We start from the raw sequence: 15,790 nt of genomic DNA on the forward strand, positions 1-15,790 counted from the left end.
CACGAATCCACCAAAAAGGCAGCTAACACATTAGCTGCCTGTTGATTAATTAATCAGCGGTCACTATTACCATTCAGATAGTGCTGGCATACTAAATTGATAGCCGTCAAATGCCAAAATCACATCTCGTGATTCAATTTTTACTAATTTAACCCCTGCCGCTACCATGTCACCTTGATGACGTTCATGACCATTCACTTTTACCCATCGCTTCGCCGGGGTAGAAGAATAAATATGCTGATTAAAGTTCATTTTAGGTAACTTTCGTTGCACTGCTGTGGGTAATAAACCAATTGGCGTTACTTGTTTTTTTGCCGCAACGGCCGTTGTTACTGGCACACTATCTCGTTCTACAGCACTACGATCAACATCACTATCTTGATATTGCTCACCATCAGTAGCAACTATCGCTGATTTAAGCTTAGCTGCAAGATCTGGAGATAAATCAGATAAATCGAGATTATCTAGCTTGTAGGGGTCATGAGCCGCTGTTGATGTCTTAGAGACGTGTTTAACGGGATCAATCACCGCCACATCATCATAAGTTGGTCCTAGATTAGAATACTGGTCATCATTATCATTTAACGGCGTATTCATCTGAGGTTGCTCTGCTGGAGAGGCAGAATAAAGGCTATCACTGATCGGTAATGGTTCAGTAACCAATTGCGGATACGCCATAAACATCACATCAGTATCAGCCTCTACTGGGGCTAATACTGCTTTTTTAGGCGGTGCTAAAACAGCATTAATTGGCATTGATAACGCCACTGATGCTGGCTTTGCTATCGCCGCCAATGAATGCTGTTGATACAGCTTATAAGCCACAATCGAAGCCGCGGGCACCAAGGCAATCAAAATTGGTACAATCCACTTAGATCGAGATTGTTGTGCTTTAACCGCTCGCATCGGATGCACAATTTTCATCGGTTCACCATTACTGTTCCCTTGGCTTGATTGGGTCGCATTATTTGCATCTGACTGCTTTAATGCCGTTAATAACTGAGACATTATGCTTGCTCCGGTTGTAACGTAGGCCCTGGGAAATTAAGGGCTGAATCGAGGATCATCAGCGTCATTGGCCCGGCAATACCATCAGCTGCAATATCTTGCGAACGCTGAAAACGACGTAATTTATCGAGTACCGTTTGATCAAAATAGCGCACCTGAGGTCCGTTATCCCCTAAGAAAGTATTCAACTGCTGATTTAGCCATGCCACTCGAGCACCACTTTGACCAAAGCGAATCGTGGTCTTATCACCTAATGGTGGACGCCATAGCAAACTAAATTGACCATCCCAACGCGCTTCAAACCATGCAGGTGTAACTGAAATACGTTGATGATCCAATAGCAATTCAATCCGATCATCAGTAATGGCATAAACCACCGCATAGAACGGCTGTTGCTGGCCATCTTTTAAAGTCACGATCACAGGTCGATTAATCAGTCCTAGCCGAGCTAAGGTGGTTGACCCAGAAAAACAGGTTAGTGCAATTCGAGAACTGGTCGCGCAAGTCGCTTGATTTAATGCTGTATCAAAACCCCATAATTGATACAAACTCTGCATCGCATTACGTTGCTGACGGCTATCATTAATAACCTCAGCTAAACGTGACTCAACGCTCGTCGTAGTCGTCGCTGCAACAGGAGTTATTGTTTTTGCAGCAGCTGAAACTTGAGCGCTTGCTGTCGTTAATTTTAATGGTTGTGACAAACTCGATGGTGGCCAATATTGCCATGCTACGGTTGCCATCACGCCACATAATGTCGCCGCAATGGTCCAAGGTAACCATGAAGCTGTAGAACGAGGAGCGGCAGTGGACGGTATTTGCCAACTTAAAATATCTTCACAAGCCTGAATAGCCATCGTTTTAGTAACGCTATGCGTCCCGCCCTGACACGCTAACTGCATTGACTTATCACATACCAAGTTGATTAACCTCGGTACACCTTGAGTTTGTTTGGCGATATAGCTGATTACATTGGCATTAAATACTGGATAGAGGCAATCAACCGCACTTAAACGATAATGAATATACTCACTCACTTCAGTTTCAGTCAATGGGAGTAAATGGTAGCGGGAAGTAATACGTTGGGCTAATTGGCGTAACCGCTCTTGCTGTAACAATTGCTGTAATTCAGGCTGGCCAATTAACACTACCTTTAATAATTTACGACTGTCCGTTTCTAGATTAGTCAGCAAGCGTAATTGTTCTAGCACGTCGGGCATTAAATGCTGAGCTTCATCAACTAATAGTAATGTCTGTCGACCCGCAGCATGATTAGCAATCAGATGCTGATAAATAATATCGGTTAATTGCTTAAAACTCGCCTCATCACGATAACTTAAGCCTAATTCATCACAAATAGTCGCTAATAAATCATGGGATGACAGCGCTGGATTTAAAATAACAGCGACTTGTGCTTGCTGTGGTAACCGCGAAATCATTGCCCGCAGCACTGTGGTTTTGCCCGTTCCAACCTCGCCAGTTAATAACCCAAAGCCGCCACCATCAGTTAACCCGGACAACATATGAGTTAACGCCTCTCGATGACGCTCGCTGAGATAAAGAAAACGGGCACTTGGCACAATTGAAAATGGTGCTTCGGTTATGCCAAAAAAATCTTGGTACATATATATACTCTGATACTTAAGTTATGTATGGATAAATTGTCGACACTATCGATAAGCGCATTCAGTAACAGCATCGACAAAATCAGCAACAGTATAAATCGCGAAATACTGACAAACTCTCATTGCGAATCGATCTTTGCTATCATGATGCTAAATAAATCAGTGTATATTGGTTAACAAAATAATACCGATTAACATTATCATGATGTGATAATGGTGATTTTTATTGTGATCTACAACTATTAACCCCTGCGGTATTTAAGGAGTCTTCATTGCAAACCTATCTTGTCGGCGGTGCTGTTCGCGATACCTTATTAGGCTTACCCACAACAGATCAAGACTGGGTGGTTGTGGGAACAACCCCTGCCATGATGCTTGATTTAGGTTATGAACAAATTGGCAATGATTTCCCCGTTTTTCTTCACCCTCAAACCAAACAAGAATATGCCCTAGCACGTACTGAACGTAAATCAGGCCATGGTTATACTGGCTTTACCTGTTATGCCGCCCCCGATGTTACTCTCGAACAAGATCTATTACGACGAGATTTAACCATCAACGCGATTGCGCAAGATCAACACGGGCAGTTAATCGATCCTTACTCAGGTCAATATGATTTAGAACATAAAATCCTACGTCATGTATCACCAGCATTTAGCGAAGATCCCTTGCGGGTATTGCGAGTTGCACGCTTTGCTGCTCGTTTTGCTCATCTGGGTTTTACCATCGCAGCTGAAACCATGGCATTAATGCAAGAGATTGTTATCAGTGGTGAATTATCAAATTTGACCCCAGAACGAGTTTGGAAAGAATGGCAAAAATCACTCTCAACTCAAGATCCTCAAATATTTTTAACCGTATTGCGCCAATGTGGTGCATTAGCGGTGATCATGCCTGAAATCGATGCTTTATTTGGGGTACCACAACCCGCTAAATGGCATCCTGAAATCGACTGTGGTATCCATACACTCTTAGTTGCTAAACAAGCAGCATTGCTCAGTGACAATACGATTATTCGTTTTACAGCCCAAGTACATGATCTCGGTAAGGCACTATCACCTAAAGATGATTTACCCCACCATAAAACCCATTGCCGTGATGGGATTAAACCAATCAAACAGCTATGCCAACGACTTAAAGTTCCCAATGACTACCGTGATCTCGCACTACTAGTATGCGCTCAACATACTAAAATCCACCATGCACAAGAAATGCGAGCGAGTACGTTTATTACTATTTTTGATCAAATCGATGGCTGGCGAAAACCAGAACGTATTGCACAACTAGCAATATGTTGTCGTGCAGATGCTCGAGGTCGTCAAGGTTTAGAAGAGACTGCATATCCCCAGGCTGATATCGTTATTGCCGTTTTTGATATTGCGCAAGCTGTATCCGTAAAACCGATCATTGCCGCAGGTTTTACTGGGGCGGATATCAAACATCAACTGACTCAAGCGCGTATTCAAGCCGTCGATGAATACTTACAATCGATTCGAACCTCATCTTGATCCACAAAAAAGCCGACATACTGTCGGCTTTTTTGTAAGGCGCTTATTGTGATTATTTAGCCCATAAAAATAGGAATAAACCAACACCTAAAATTAAACGATAGATAACAAATGGTGTCATTCCTAAACGGGTTACTAACTTTAAGAACACGTGGATACAGGCATATGCACTAACAAACGACACCGCGATACCAATACTAAGGTTACTAATATCAATTGGCTCAGTCCCTGTTACTAGCTTAAGACCTAAGTAACCACCAGCAAGAAGAATGATCGGAATCGACATTAAGAATGAGAACCGTGCTGCCGCTTCACGTGTAAAGCCTAAATATAATGCTGCCGTCATGGTTGCGCCTGAACGAGACGTACCTGGAATGATAGCTGCTGCTTGTGCTAAACCGATTAGCACTGCACTTTTCCATGTGGTTTGATATTCATTGTCTGTTTGCTTAGCGTGTTTATCAACCCACCATAGCAACAAACCAAAAATGATTGTCGTACAAGCAATAACCCATGCTGAACGTAAATACATTTCAATAAAGTCTTTCATCAACAGGCCAAAAATACAGGCAGGAATAGTTGAGATAACAATCATCCATGCCAATTTCGATTCAGCATTATGTTGACGCTTAAAAATTGAAGCTAGCCACGCACCAAGTAATGTAACGACTTCTTTACGGAAATAAATCATTACCGCTAATAGCGTTCCTACATGCACTGCAACATCAAATGCCAGCCCCTGATCAGGCCAACCCAGTATTTCTGAAGGTAAAATAAGATGGGCTGAGCTTGATACAGGTAAAAATTCTGTTAATCCCTGTAACAGGGCAAGCATAATCGCTTCAAAGTGACTCATTCATTATCCTTAATTTATATTATTAACTATCAATACAAGTAATAACTTACTCAAGATTATTCAACAGGCCATAGTTGCTGTTGAGGTGAAAATTTTTGCCATAATTCAGCAATCGTTTGTTGCTGCCCAGGAATAACTAACTCAGGACATAACTCGCTCATCGGCCACAAGACAAAGGCAAATTTATACAAATCAGAGCGTGGTAACTTCGGCGAACATTCACTGATCACATCACCATAAAGTAAAATATCAAGATCAATGGTACGACTTTGATTTTTAGTCGCATTCTCAGGTCGCCCGAGTTGGCGCTCAATCGCTTTTAACGACTGTTGCAGCGTAGCTAATGATAGTGATGTTTTTATTTCAACCACACTATTAAAAAAATTATCGCCATCAAAACCAACCGGTTCAGCTTCAAACACACGTGACATCCGCCATGACGTTGCCAGCTGCGCAACTGCAGCGACGCCTGCCGGTAAATAATGTTCACGCTCAACATTGCTGCCAATGCTGATATAAGCGGTGATCACTACTTAAGACCTCGTTCAATTTGCACCCCAACCCCGCGAGCATTAGCTATAGCACCTGGTTTAGTGACTCGCACTTTAATCCATGGCACTGCAAAACGAGTCATAATTAAATTGGCAATATCTTCAGCCACCCGCTCAACTAACAAAAAACGGCCTTGAGTAATATGCTCAGTAACCGCTGAACTTACCGTCGAATAATCTAACGCTAAATTAACGTCGTCAGTTGCTGCCGCAGGACGATTATCGTGAGCCATCTCCAAATCCAACACTAATTTTTGCTTGATTTGTTGTTCCCAGTCATACACTCCAATAGTGGCGATAACTTCAAGTTGTTCTATAAATACCGTATCCATATTTAATCGCTAATTTTGTTAGAGGTCGGATACCTAATACACACAAAAACGCGTATTATCAGGCTATATAAGCTAGCGTTAATAAATGCTAACAGGTCAATAATACACTCAATGTTGACCATAATCGTGACTATATCACAGCCATAAACACGCTGATATTTATCAGCTGCAATATTAATAAAGATAAGATCTAGCTAACATTTACTATCGATACATAGCACAACTTAACTTTAAATAATCGGGATATTGGATGACACCATTAGCGTTACTGATGATCATTGCTGCCTATTTATTAGGATCAATTTCCAGTGCAGTGTTAATTTCAAAACTGTACCATTTCCCTGATCCTCGAACTCATGGTTCACATAATCCAGGTGCGACCAATGTACTTCGCCTCGGCGGCAAAGTTGCAGCAACATTAGTTCTTGTTGCTGATATTCTCAAAGGCATGATCCCAGTATGGTTAAGTTATTTTTTTGGCTTAAACCCATTTCTGTTAGGCATTATCGGCATTGCTGCTTGTCTGGGTCATATCTATCCGATTTTCTTTCATTTCCAAGGTGGCAAAGGCGTCGCAACTGCGCTTGGTGCATTAGCACCTATCGGTTGGGATCTTAGCGGTAGCTTAATTAGTATCTGGATATTAGCATTAGCACTAACAGGCTACTCTTCACTAGCATCTTTAATCACTGCCTTGGCTGCACCACTGATGACATGGATGGTAAAACCTGAATACACCATGCCAGTTTCAATGCTTTCTTGCTTAATTATCTTCCGCCATCAGGACAACATTCGCCGTTTACTCGATGGCGACGAAACTAAAATATGGCAGAAATTTGCCCGAAAAAGTAACGAAAAGCAATAAAAATGCATAAAAAAAGCGAGAACATTGATTCTCGCTTTTTGTTTCAATTAACACATAACCGCTATTAAGCAACAGGCTTCAGTTGATCGATCGGCCAACGTGGATAAACCTTAACGCCAAGATCCATTAATTCATTATTTTTCAAACGTTGCATACCAGCATAAGCAATCATAGCGCCATTATCTGTACAGAATTCAGTACGCGGATAAAACACTTCACCGTGCATGCCTTTCATCAAGGTTTCAAGTTGCTGGCGTAATGATTTATTAGCACTTACACCACCGGCAATCACCAAGCGTTTATAACCGGTTTGCTTCAATGCTCGCTTACACTTAATGGCTAAAGTATCTACCACTGCTTCTTGAAATGCATAAGCAATATCAGCACGTGTCTGTGGATCATCATCATTGCCACGAATAGTATTGGCAGCAAATGTCTTCAAACCCGAAAAACTAAAATCAAGCCCTGGGCGGTCCGTCATTGGACGCGGGAACTTAAATCTGCCTGGAGTGCCCTGTTCTGCCATTTTGGACAATAGCGGGCCTCCTGGGTAATCTAAACCCATCATCTTAGCCGTTTTATCAAATGCTTCACCCGCCGCATCATCAACTGATTCACCAAGGATTTGATAATCACCAATACCACGTACATCAACCATCATGGTGTGTCCACCAGAGACAAGCAGTGCTACGAATGGAAATTCAGGCGCATTATCTTCCAACATGGGTGCCAATAAATGGCCTTCCATGTGGTGTACAGCCACTGCCGGTAAATCCCATGCATACGCAAGGCTACGACCGATTGTCGCACCGACCAATAACGCCCCAACAAGACCAGGACCAGCGGTGTAAGCAACGCCATCAAGATCGTCAGGGGTTAAGCCCGCAGCGGCTAATGTTGCAGTAATTAATGGAATGGTTTTTTTAACATGATCGCGTGATGCTAACTCTGGCACCACACCGCCGTAATCGGCATGTAACTTTACTTGACTGTAAAGTTCATGTGCCAATAAGCCTTTTTCATCATCAAAAATTGCGATACCTGTTTCATCACAGGAGGTCTCAATGCCCAATATACGCATAACAGCCTCTATACTATTCGGTGATCCAATATAAAAAATCAGTCTAGTTTCAATAACAACCGATAATTCACATAGGTTTGTAAGGGGGTAATTGAGTGCCATGTTACCGCTGTTAACACAAATTAACCAGTTCATAGGCGTAGAATGCTTTACAAATACCCCCAAATCAGATTAGAATTTCGCACCATTTTAATCGACTGACACTTTGACGTCAGTATTAAACCGAATCACTCTGAGGTGAGTATTACATGCCAGTAATCAAAGTACGTGAAAACGAACCGTTTGACGTAGCACTACGTCGTTTCAAGCGCTCTTGCGAAAAAGCAGGTATCCTTTCTGAAGTTCGTCGTCGTGAGCACTTCGAAAAGCCAACAACTGTACGTAAGCGTGCTAAAGCAGCGGCAGTTAAGCGTCACCTGAAGAAATTGGCTCGCGAAAACGCGCGTCGCGTTCGTCTGTACTAATCGTTAGATTATAAAACAGAAGGATCGCGTAATGACTCTTATTGAACGCCTAAAAAGCGAACAAATAGCGGCGATGAAGGCGAAGAATAAACCTCGTCTTGGTGCCATCCGTTTGGTGCTTGCTGCAATTAAACAACGCGAAGTTGACGAAAAGATCACTCTTTCCGACGACGACGTGTTAGTAGTGTTGACCAAAATGGTGAAACAACGTCGTGACTCTGTAGCACAATATGAAGCTGCAGGCCGTCAAGATCTTGCTGATGTTGAACATGCTGAAATCAGTGTTCTTGCAGAATTTATGCCTCAACCATTAAGTGAAGATGAAATCTCTGCTCTGATGGATGAAGCTATCGCTGCAACTGGTGCTGTCAACATGCAAGATATGGGCAAGGTCATGGGCGTACTGAAACCGCAAATTCAGGGTCGTGCCGATATGGGGATTGTTAGCAAGCTGGTGAAAATCAAGCTAGGTTAATCACTCCTCTTATTCTGCAACAAGCCGTGCTATTCTTTCGGAATGCGCGGCTTGTTTGTATCTGACAATCCTCACTTTAACGGTGTTACCGTTACACTCTTTTTGACTAACTCTAGGTTGTTTACTTTGTTATGGCAGGAAAAATACCGCGTTCATTTATCGATGATTTGATCTCTCGACATGATATTGTCGATGTCATTGACGCGCGTGTAAAACTCAAAAAACAAGGTAAGAACTTTGGTGCCTGTTGCCCATTCCATAATGAAAAAACACCATCTTTTTCGGTAAGCCAAGAAAAACAGTTCTATCATTGTTTTGGGTGTGGCGTTCATGGCAACGTACTTGACTTCGTCATGGAGTATGATCGATTAGAGTTTGTCGATGCCATTGAAGAGTTAGCTTCACAGTTAGGATTAGAAGTTCCACGAGAAAATGACGGCACCGCACCCCGTGGGCCAAAAGCGGCAGATAAACGTAACTACTATGAATTAATGGGCCAAGTATCACAGTTTTATCAATCACAATTACGAGCACAAGATGCTCAGATTGCCGTTGATTATCTCAAAGGTCGTGGCTTATCTGGCGATATAGTTAAAAAATTTAATATCGGTTTTATTCCCGATCAATGGGACATGGTACGCACTCGCTTTGGGCGTGATAATGAATCGCAAAAAGCACTTGTTAACACTGGAATGCTGATCGAAAACGACCAAGGTCGTCGCTATGATCGCTTTCGTGGACGAGTGATGTTTCCGATCCATGATCGCCGTGGACGAGTAATTGGTTTTGGTGGTCGAGTATTAGGTGAAGGTACCCCTAAATACCTTAACTCACCAGAAACTGATATTTTCCATAAAGGTCGTGAGCTTTATGGTTTATATGAAGTATTACAAACCCATCGTGAGCCTGAAAAAATCATGGTGGTTGAAGGCTACATGGATGTGGTAGCTCTAGCTCAATTTGGCGTCGATTATGCCGTCGCATCTTTGGGTACCGCCACCACTGGCGATCACATTCAAAGCCTATTTCGTCAAACCAGCACTATTGTGTGTTGTTATGACGGTGATCGTGCAGGACGTGAAGCCGCTTGGCGCGCAATGGAACAGGCATTGCCTTTCTTAACCGATGGCCGCCAATTAAAATTTATGTTTTTACCTGATGGCGAAGATCCAGATTCTTGTATTCGTGCAGAAGGCAAAGCACAATTTGAACAACGCATCGAGTGTGCTACAACGCTATCGGACTTTTTGTTTAATAGCTTAATGGTTCAGATTGATACCAGTAGTCGCGAAGGAAAAGCCAAGCTAACCACATTAGCGGTTCCTTTAATTGATAAAGTACCTGGTGGCACTCTGCGACTATACTTGCGTGAGTTACTCGGTAAAAAACTCGGTTTACCCGATGAAGCACAGTTACAGCAGCTGCTATCAAAACATGGCCAGATCACTAAAGCGGTCGGCCAAGTGCAAATTAAACGCACCCCGATGCGAGAAGTTATTGCCTTATTAATTCAGCATCCACACTTTGTGCAACAGCTTGAATTTGATATGGACGCATTTGCTGGTATTGAGCTCGCAGGTTTAAATTTATTGCTCTCGATAGTTGATAAATGCCGAAACAATCCCAATATTAGCACTGGACAGCTTTTAGAATATTGGCGCGGCACCAAGAATGAAGCCATGATGGCTCGGCTTGCCGCGTGGGAGCTACCGTTGTCGAATGATGAAGACAACAGCCTCGATGTATTTTTAGATGCAATGGATAACATTATTATCCAATGCGTTAATCAACAAATTGAACAGTTGCAGACTAAATCAAGAACTGTCGGCTTATCAGTCGAAGAAAAGCAGGAATTACAGCTATTAACGCTGAATCGCCCTGTCTAATAAGTAGTCAACAATTAAGAAATTTGTTATAATGACTGGTTTGCAACTCTGCATACTAAATTATCACTCAGACCCGAAGTTGGATACCGTCTATGGAGCAAAATCCGCAGTCACAGCTAAAGTTACTTGTCGCTAAAGGCAAAGAACAAGGCTATCTGACCTACGCCGAAGTAAATGACCACCTACCAGAAGATATCGTTGATTCTGATCAGGTTGAAGACATTATTCAAATGATTAATGACATGGGCATTAAGGTAGTTGAAACTGCCCCTGATGCCGATGAACTCATGATGACTGAAGATAATGCCGACGAAGACGCCATTGAAGCAGCGGCGCAAGCATTATCAAGCGTAGAAAGCGAGATCGGTCGCACAACAGACCCTGTGCGTATGTACATGCGCGAAATGGGTACGGTTGAACTACTTACTCGCGAAGGCGAAATTGATATCGCAAAACGCATTGAAGATGGTATTAACCAAGTTCAATGCTCTGTTGCTGAATACCCTTCAGCAATTGCTCATTTACTTGAGCAGTTTGACAAAGTTGAAGCCGATGAACTTCGTCTAACTGATATCATTTCAGGCTTCGTTGATCCTAACGAAGAAGCTACCGCAGCACCAACAGCAACACACATTGGCTCAGAACTCAGCGAAACCGATCTTGAAGATGAAGATAAAGATCTTGAAGACGACGACGACGAAGATGCGGAAAACGAAGAAGAAGACGATGGTAGCATCGACCCAGAATTAGCACGTGAAAAGTTCCTAGAACTACGTCAATCCTATGAAAAAATGGCTTTAGCCATTAATCAACACGGTCGTCAACACGCTACCACTGAAGTTGCCGTTGAAGAACTATCAGAGATCTTCAAGCAATTCCGTTTAATTCCAAAGCAATTTGATCGTCTAGTTAGCTCACTACGTGACTCTATGGATAAGGTACGCACTAACGAGCGTCTTATCATGCGTATGTGTGTTGATAACAGCAAAATGCCAAAGAAAACGTTCATTAGCCTATTTGCGGGCAATGAATCAAACAGTGATTGGATTGATACCGCACTTAACTCAGGTAAGCCTTACGCTGAACGTCTAAAGAACTATGAAGAAGATCTTCGTCGTTCAACGTTGAAGTTACGCATACTTGAGCAAGAAACGGGACTGTCTATTGAGCGTATCAAAGACATCAGCCGTCGTATGTCAATCGGTGAAGCAAAAGCGCGCCGTGCGAAAAAAGAAATGGTTGAAGCAAACTTACGTCTTGTAATCTCTATTGCCAAAAAGTACACCAACCGTGGCCTACAGTTCTTGGATCTCATCCAAGAAGGTAACATTGGTCTAATGAAAGCCGTTGATAAATTTGAATACCGTCGTGGTTACAAATTCTCAACTTACGCCACATGGTGGATCCGTCAGGCAATCACACGTTCAATCGCTGACCAGGCACGTACTATTCGTATTCCTGTGCACATGATTGAAACCATCAATAAATTGAACCGTATCTCACGTCAGATGCTTCAAGAGATGGGCCGAGAGCCATTACCGGAAGAATTGGCTGAACGCATGCAAATGCCGGAAGACAAGATTCGTAAAGTATTGAAGATTGCTAAAGAGCCAATCTCAATGGAAACACCAATTGGTGATGATGAAGATTCTCACCTAGGTGATTTTATTGAAGATACGACACTTCAACTACCAATGGATGCAGCGACTGCGACTAACTTGCGTGCTGCAACTAACGATGTACTCGCGGGTTTAACCCCACGTGAAGCAAAAGTACTTCGTATGCGTTTCGGTATCGATATGAATACTGACCACACGTTAGAAGAAGTGGGTAAGCAATTTGATGTTACTCGTGAGCGTATCCGTCAAATTGAAGCGAAAGCGTTACGTAAATTACGTCACCCAAGTCGTTCAGACGTACTTCGTAGTTTCCTTGACGAATAAGTAAACTCGATAACGTTATCAAAAAAAGCGAGCCTTGAGCTCGCTTTTTTATTATATGCAATAGCAACATTAAAAGTTTGAGATACTAATTCAATTATTCTAACTGCCGAAAAAGCAAACAATTTTTTGGTGTTAATCACTAGACAAGTGCCACGCCATCCCCTATAATTTGCCGCATATGGCCCCTTAGCTCAGTGGTTAGAGCAGGCGACTCATAATCGCTTGGTCCCCAGTTCAAGTCTGGGAGGGGCCACCAAATTTCAAAAAGGCTGAAGTATTTTTACTTCAGCCTTTTTTCGTTTTCAAACCACAGAAAAATGACCAACTTCCATCTTTTATTGCTGTAACTGCACAAAAATATAATTAACACACCGACACTTGATAAATAGCAAAGCTTTGTTTTTATTTTTCCACATAATCATCATTTTTATGTCACACGCAATATCAACAATGAACAGCTATATCTCAGGGTGCTAAATGGTGGAATATCTGCTATAATCTTGCGCTTGAATATTGGGGCTAGGATCAATGTTCTAAAGGCATTTATCTGCTTGCTCAATGATAATGCAGGGGATTTAACCTCACTCAACATCATTTGAAGATGAACTTTACAAAAGCGCACTAACGCTTTTTTAAAGTAATATTTAAAGAGTTTTTTATTTATCCATTACTCACTATCAGATAGCAACCACGGGTTGATTATCCGATATTGATTAATGTTAATTTTCCCTTGGGTAGCAAGTTCGTCCGGAGAGTATCCTCAATGAAAAAGACCAAGATCGTATGTACGATTGGACCAAAAACTGAATCTGTAGAAATGCTTACTAAACTAGCTAACGCTGGTATGAACGTAATGCGTCTTAACTTCTCACACGGTGACTTTGAAGAACACGGTCAGCGTATCACTAACTTACGTGAAGTTATGGCTAATACAGGCAAAGAACTAGCAATTTTGCTAGATACTAAAGGTCCTGAAATTCGTACTATCAAGCTAGAAGGTGGTAATGACTTCACTCTAGTAGCTGGTCAAGATTTCACTTTCACAACAGATACATCTGTAATCGGTAACCAAGACCGTGTGGCTGTGACTTACCCTGGTTTTGCTAAAGACCTAGTAAAAGGCAACATTATCCTTGTAGACGACGGTCTAATTGAAATGGAAGTGTTGGAAACAACAGAAACTGAAGTTAAGTGTAAAGTACTTAACAGCGGTGACCTAGGTGAAAACAAAGGTGTTAACCTTCCTGGCGTTTCTGTAAAACTTCCAGCACTTGCTGAAAAAGATAAAGCTGACCTTAAGTTTGGTTGTGAGCAAGGTGTTGATTTCGTTGCTGCATCTTTCATCCGTAAGGCTGAAGACGTACTAGAAATCCGTGCTCTACTAGCAGCAAACGGCGGCGCTAACATTCAGATCATTTCTAAGATCGAAAACCAAGAAGGTGTTGATAACTTTGACGCTATTCTTGAAGCATCTGACGGTATCATGGTTGCTCGTGGTGACCTTGGTGTTGAAATCCCAGTTGAAGAAGTTATCTTTGCTCAAAAGATGATGATCGAGAAGTGTAACCGCGCTCGTAAAGTTGTTATCACAGCAACACAAATGCTTGATTCAATGATCAAGAACCCACGTCCAACACGCGCAGAAGCGGGTGATGTTGCTAACGCAATCATGGATGGTACTGATGCAGTAATGCTTTCTGGTGAATCAGCTAAGGGTAAATACCCAATTGAAGCTGTAACTATCATGGCGCAAATCTGTGCACGTACAGATAAAGTACTTAAAGCTGAGCTAGGTTCACGTCTAGATAGCCCACGTCTACGTATCACTGAAGCGGTATGTAAAGGTGCAGTTGATACAGCAGAGAAGCTAGGCGCTCCGCTAATCATCGTTGCAACTGAAGCAGGTAAATCTGCTCGTTCAATCCGTAAGTACTTCCCAACAGCACGTATCCTTGCTGTAACAACAAATACTAAGACAGCAGCACAGCTATGTCTTTCTAAAGGTGTTACACCTGTTGTTGTTGAGTCAATTGATAGTACTGACGCATTCTACCTTCGTGGTAAAGAACTAGCGTTAGAAACTGGTCTTGGCGCTAAAGGCGATATCGTAGTAATGGTTTCTGGTGCACTTGTTGCTTCAGGTACAACTAATACTGCATCTGTTCACGTACTATAATTGTTCGTAAACAGACCTTAAAAAAGGGAGCTTAGGCTCCCTTTTTATTTATAGATAATTCCTGAATAACGACACATTTATAGCCTGCTTTATATACAATACTGCCAATAACACCAACAATTTATAAAATACACCTCAACAAACACTCACCATAAATATATTTTATAAATCAATACACTAAAAACATCACATTCACACTACAAATATATTTTAATCATTGCTTATCTGCTTCTTTAATGTTTAAGCAATAAACAAAGCCAGTTATACTCCTTGTCAATAGATACTGATACATCAATAACTGCTACTAAAGGTTATGTCTGTATGATGTCGAATAAATATAACAACAAAGAGGGAAACTGTGTCCAGTCCTACGCAAACCAATAAAATCATGGAGGTCATACGACAAGATATTTTGCTTGGCAAATTGACTCCCGGACAAAAACTTGTTGTTGCCGATTTGAAAGAACATTACCAAATTGGTGCATCCCCTATTCGTGAAGCATTAGTCCAATTATCGTGGAAAAAGTATGTTAAATTTGCCCCCCAAAAAGGTTGCTGGGTAGCGCCAGTTTCAGTGGAAGAATTAACTGATCTATTTAATGCTCATCAATTAATCTCACATGAATTATTAAAAAAAGCGATTTTGCAGGGTGATGAGGCTTGGGAACTCAATATTCTCACTAGCTACCATAAATTAAGTCGCCTTAATCCTACATCTGATGATGCTGATCTCTCAGAGTGGGAACAACGTCATGGTGATTTTCATATTGCTATTTTATCGGGTAGTAATTCGCCAGTGTTGCTTGATCTTTACCTTGATATTTATGATCAACTAAAACGTTATCGTCATATTTGGCTAAGTCAATCTCGTGATAGCGAAAATCGTTATAGCGATGCTGGTGAGCATGAAGCGTTAATGAAGGCAGTATTAGATCGTGATATTGAACTTGCACAAACAATCATGAATAACCACTCAAAAAATGCGGTTAGCTCGGTCAGTCCTTATCTCTAGTTTTACTA

At 41.8% G+C, this 15,790-nt stretch carries 14 protein-coding genes and 1 tRNA gene; 9 read left to right on the forward strand and 6 right to left on the reverse strand.

Annotated elements, in window-relative coordinates; genetic code table 11:
* Window positions 1–66 precede the first annotated feature (66 nt).
* Entirely contained in the window at window positions 67–1,008 is a 942-nt protein-coding gene (locus C0W29_RS14995) for a general secretion pathway protein GspB (protein ID WP_045045348.1), read from the reverse strand.
* Window positions 1,008–2,633 (reverse strand): AAA family ATPase, encoded by a 1,626-nt coding sequence (locus tag C0W29_RS15000; protein WP_045041789.1) that lies wholly within the window; start codon window positions 2,631–2,633, stop codon window positions 1,008–1,010. Before C0W29_RS15000 ends, C0W29_RS14995 begins: the two co-directional genes overlap by 1 nt.
* 272 nt (window positions 2,634–2,905) lie before the next feature.
* On the opposite strand from C0W29_RS15000, the gene C0W29_RS15005 reads away from it, so the two are divergent.
* Window positions 2,906–4,141: a multifunctional CCA addition/repair protein gene (locus C0W29_RS15005; RefSeq protein WP_045041788.1), complete on the forward strand. Its 1,236-nt coding sequence runs from the start codon at window positions 2,906–2,908 to the stop codon at window positions 4,139–4,141.
* A gap of 52 nt (window positions 4,142–4,193) precedes the next feature.
* Here the strand turns inward: C0W29_RS15005 and C0W29_RS15010 are convergent, their stop codons facing one another.
* From C0W29_RS15010 to folB, 3 genes are read right to left on the reverse strand one after another with little or no spacing between them, the layout of a single operon-like run.
* Window positions 4,194–4,997 (reverse strand): undecaprenyl-diphosphate phosphatase, encoded by an 804-nt coding sequence (locus C0W29_RS15010; protein ID WP_045041787.1) that lies wholly within the window; start codon window positions 4,995–4,997, stop codon window positions 4,194–4,196.
* Between the two features lie 56 nt (window positions 4,998–5,053).
* Entirely contained in the window at window positions 5,054–5,527 is a 474-nt protein-coding gene (gene folK, locus C0W29_RS15015) for a 2-amino-4-hydroxy-6-hydroxymethyldihydropteridine diphosphokinase (protein WP_036796147.1), read from the reverse strand.
* Entirely contained in the window at window positions 5,527–5,880 is a 354-nt protein-coding gene (gene folB / locus C0W29_RS15020) for a dihydroneopterin aldolase (protein WP_045041786.1), read from the reverse strand. Before folB ends, folK begins: the two co-directional genes overlap by 1 nt.
* 250 nt (window positions 5,881–6,130) lie before the next feature.
* Between folB and plsY the strand changes: the two genes are divergently transcribed.
* Window positions 6,131–6,745, forward strand: coding sequence for a glycerol-3-phosphate 1-O-acyltransferase PlsY (gene plsY, locus C0W29_RS15025; RefSeq protein WP_036796149.1), 615 nt, complete (start codon window positions 6,131–6,133; stop codon window positions 6,743–6,745).
* 64 nt (window positions 6,746–6,809) lie between these two features.
* Here plsY and tsaD read toward each other — a convergent pair whose 3' ends face one another.
* The gene (tsaD, locus tag C0W29_RS15030; RefSeq protein WP_036796150.1) at window positions 6,810–7,826 is read right to left on the reverse strand and encodes a tRNA (adenosine(37)-N6)-threonylcarbamoyltransferase complex transferase subunit TsaD; all 1,017 of its coding nucleotides are present in this window, start codon (window positions 7,824–7,826) and stop codon (window positions 6,810–6,812) included.
* Between the two features lie 248 nt (window positions 7,827–8,074).
* Here tsaD and rpsU point away from each other — a divergent pair, with 248 nt between their 5' ends.
* From rpsU to C0W29_RS15065, 7 genes are all read left to right on the forward strand, one after another.
* A complete protein-coding gene (rpsU, locus tag C0W29_RS15035) occupies window positions 8,075–8,290 on the forward strand; it encodes a 30S ribosomal protein S21 (protein WP_005301411.1) in 216 nt (71 codons plus the stop codon).
* A 31-nt stretch (window positions 8,291–8,321) separates the two neighbouring features.
* Window positions 8,322–8,765: a GatB/YqeY domain-containing protein gene (locus C0W29_RS15040; protein ID WP_036796152.1), complete on the forward strand. Its 444-nt coding sequence runs from the start codon at window positions 8,322–8,324 to the stop codon at window positions 8,763–8,765.
* A 131-nt stretch (window positions 8,766–8,896) separates the two neighbouring features.
* A complete protein-coding gene (gene dnaG, locus C0W29_RS15045; RefSeq protein ID WP_036796153.1) occupies window positions 8,897–10,651 on the forward strand; it encodes a DNA primase in 1,755 nt (584 codons plus the stop codon).
* Between the two features lie 92 nt (window positions 10,652–10,743).
* Window positions 10,744–12,594: an RNA polymerase sigma factor RpoD gene (rpoD, locus tag C0W29_RS15050; RefSeq protein ID WP_045041785.1), complete on the forward strand. Its 1,851-nt coding sequence runs from the start codon at window positions 10,744–10,746 to the stop codon at window positions 12,592–12,594.
* 180 nt (window positions 12,595–12,774) lie between these two features.
* Window positions 12,775–12,850, forward strand: a tRNA-Ile gene (locus C0W29_RS15055).
* A 507-nt stretch (window positions 12,851–13,357) separates the two neighbouring features.
* A complete protein-coding gene (gene pykF, locus C0W29_RS15060; protein WP_036796155.1) occupies window positions 13,358–14,770 on the forward strand; it encodes a pyruvate kinase PykF in 1,413 nt (470 codons plus the stop codon).
* Window positions 14,771–15,158: 388 nt separating this feature from the next.
* The gene (locus C0W29_RS15065) at window positions 15,159–15,782 is read left to right on the forward strand and encodes an FCD domain-containing protein (RefSeq protein WP_036796492.1); all 624 of its coding nucleotides are present in this window, start codon (window positions 15,159–15,161) and stop codon (window positions 15,780–15,782) included.
* The last annotated feature ends 8 nt before the right edge of the window (window positions 15,783–15,790 follow it).

The organism is Photobacterium kishitanii (assembly GCF_003026355.1).
GTDB classification, from domain to species: domain Bacteria; phylum Pseudomonadota; class Gammaproteobacteria; order Enterobacterales; family Vibrionaceae; genus Photobacterium; species Photobacterium kishitanii.

Excerpts from the sequence above, each read along its gene's own strand:
- folB (WP_045041786.1), bottom strand. The coding sequence starts at position 5,880 with ATGGATACGGTATTTATAGAACAACTTGAAGTTATCGCCACTATTGGA.
- tsaD (WP_036796150.1), bottom strand. The coding sequence starts at position 7,826 with ATGCGTATATTGGGCATTGAGACCTCCTGTGATGAAACAGGTATCGCA.
- C0W29_RS15065 (WP_036796492.1), top strand. The coding sequence starts at position 15,159 with ATGGAGGTCATACGACAAGATATTTTGCTTGGCAAATTGACTCCCGGA.
- rpoD (WP_045041785.1), top strand. The coding sequence starts at position 10,744 with ATGGAGCAAAATCCGCAGTCACAGCTAAAGTTACTTGTCGCTAAAGGC.
- plsY (WP_036796149.1), top strand. The coding sequence starts at position 6,131 with ATGACACCATTAGCGTTACTGATGATCATTGCTGCCTATTTATTAGGA.
- C0W29_RS15040 (WP_036796152.1), top strand. The coding sequence starts at position 8,322 with ATGACTCTTATTGAACGCCTAAAAAGCGAACAAATAGCGGCGATGAAG.
- C0W29_RS15000 (WP_045041789.1), bottom strand. The coding sequence starts at position 2,633 with ATGTACCAAGATTTTTTTGGCATAACCGAAGCACCATTTTCAATTGTG.
- C0W29_RS14995 (WP_045045348.1), bottom strand. The coding sequence starts at position 1,008 with ATGTCTCAGTTATTAACGGCATTAAAGCAGTCAGATGCAAATAATGCG.
- C0W29_RS15010 (WP_045041787.1), bottom strand. The coding sequence starts at position 4,997 with ATGAGTCACTTTGAAGCGATTATGCTTGCCCTGTTACAGGGATTAACA.
- pykF (WP_036796155.1), top strand. The coding sequence starts at position 13,358 with ATGAAAAAGACCAAGATCGTATGTACGATTGGACCAAAAACTGAATCT.
- dnaG (WP_036796153.1), top strand. The coding sequence starts at position 8,897 with ATGGCAGGAAAAATACCGCGTTCATTTATCGATGATTTGATCTCTCGA.
- rpsU (WP_005301411.1), top strand. The coding sequence starts at position 8,075 with ATGCCAGTAATCAAAGTACGTGAAAACGAACCGTTTGACGTAGCACTA.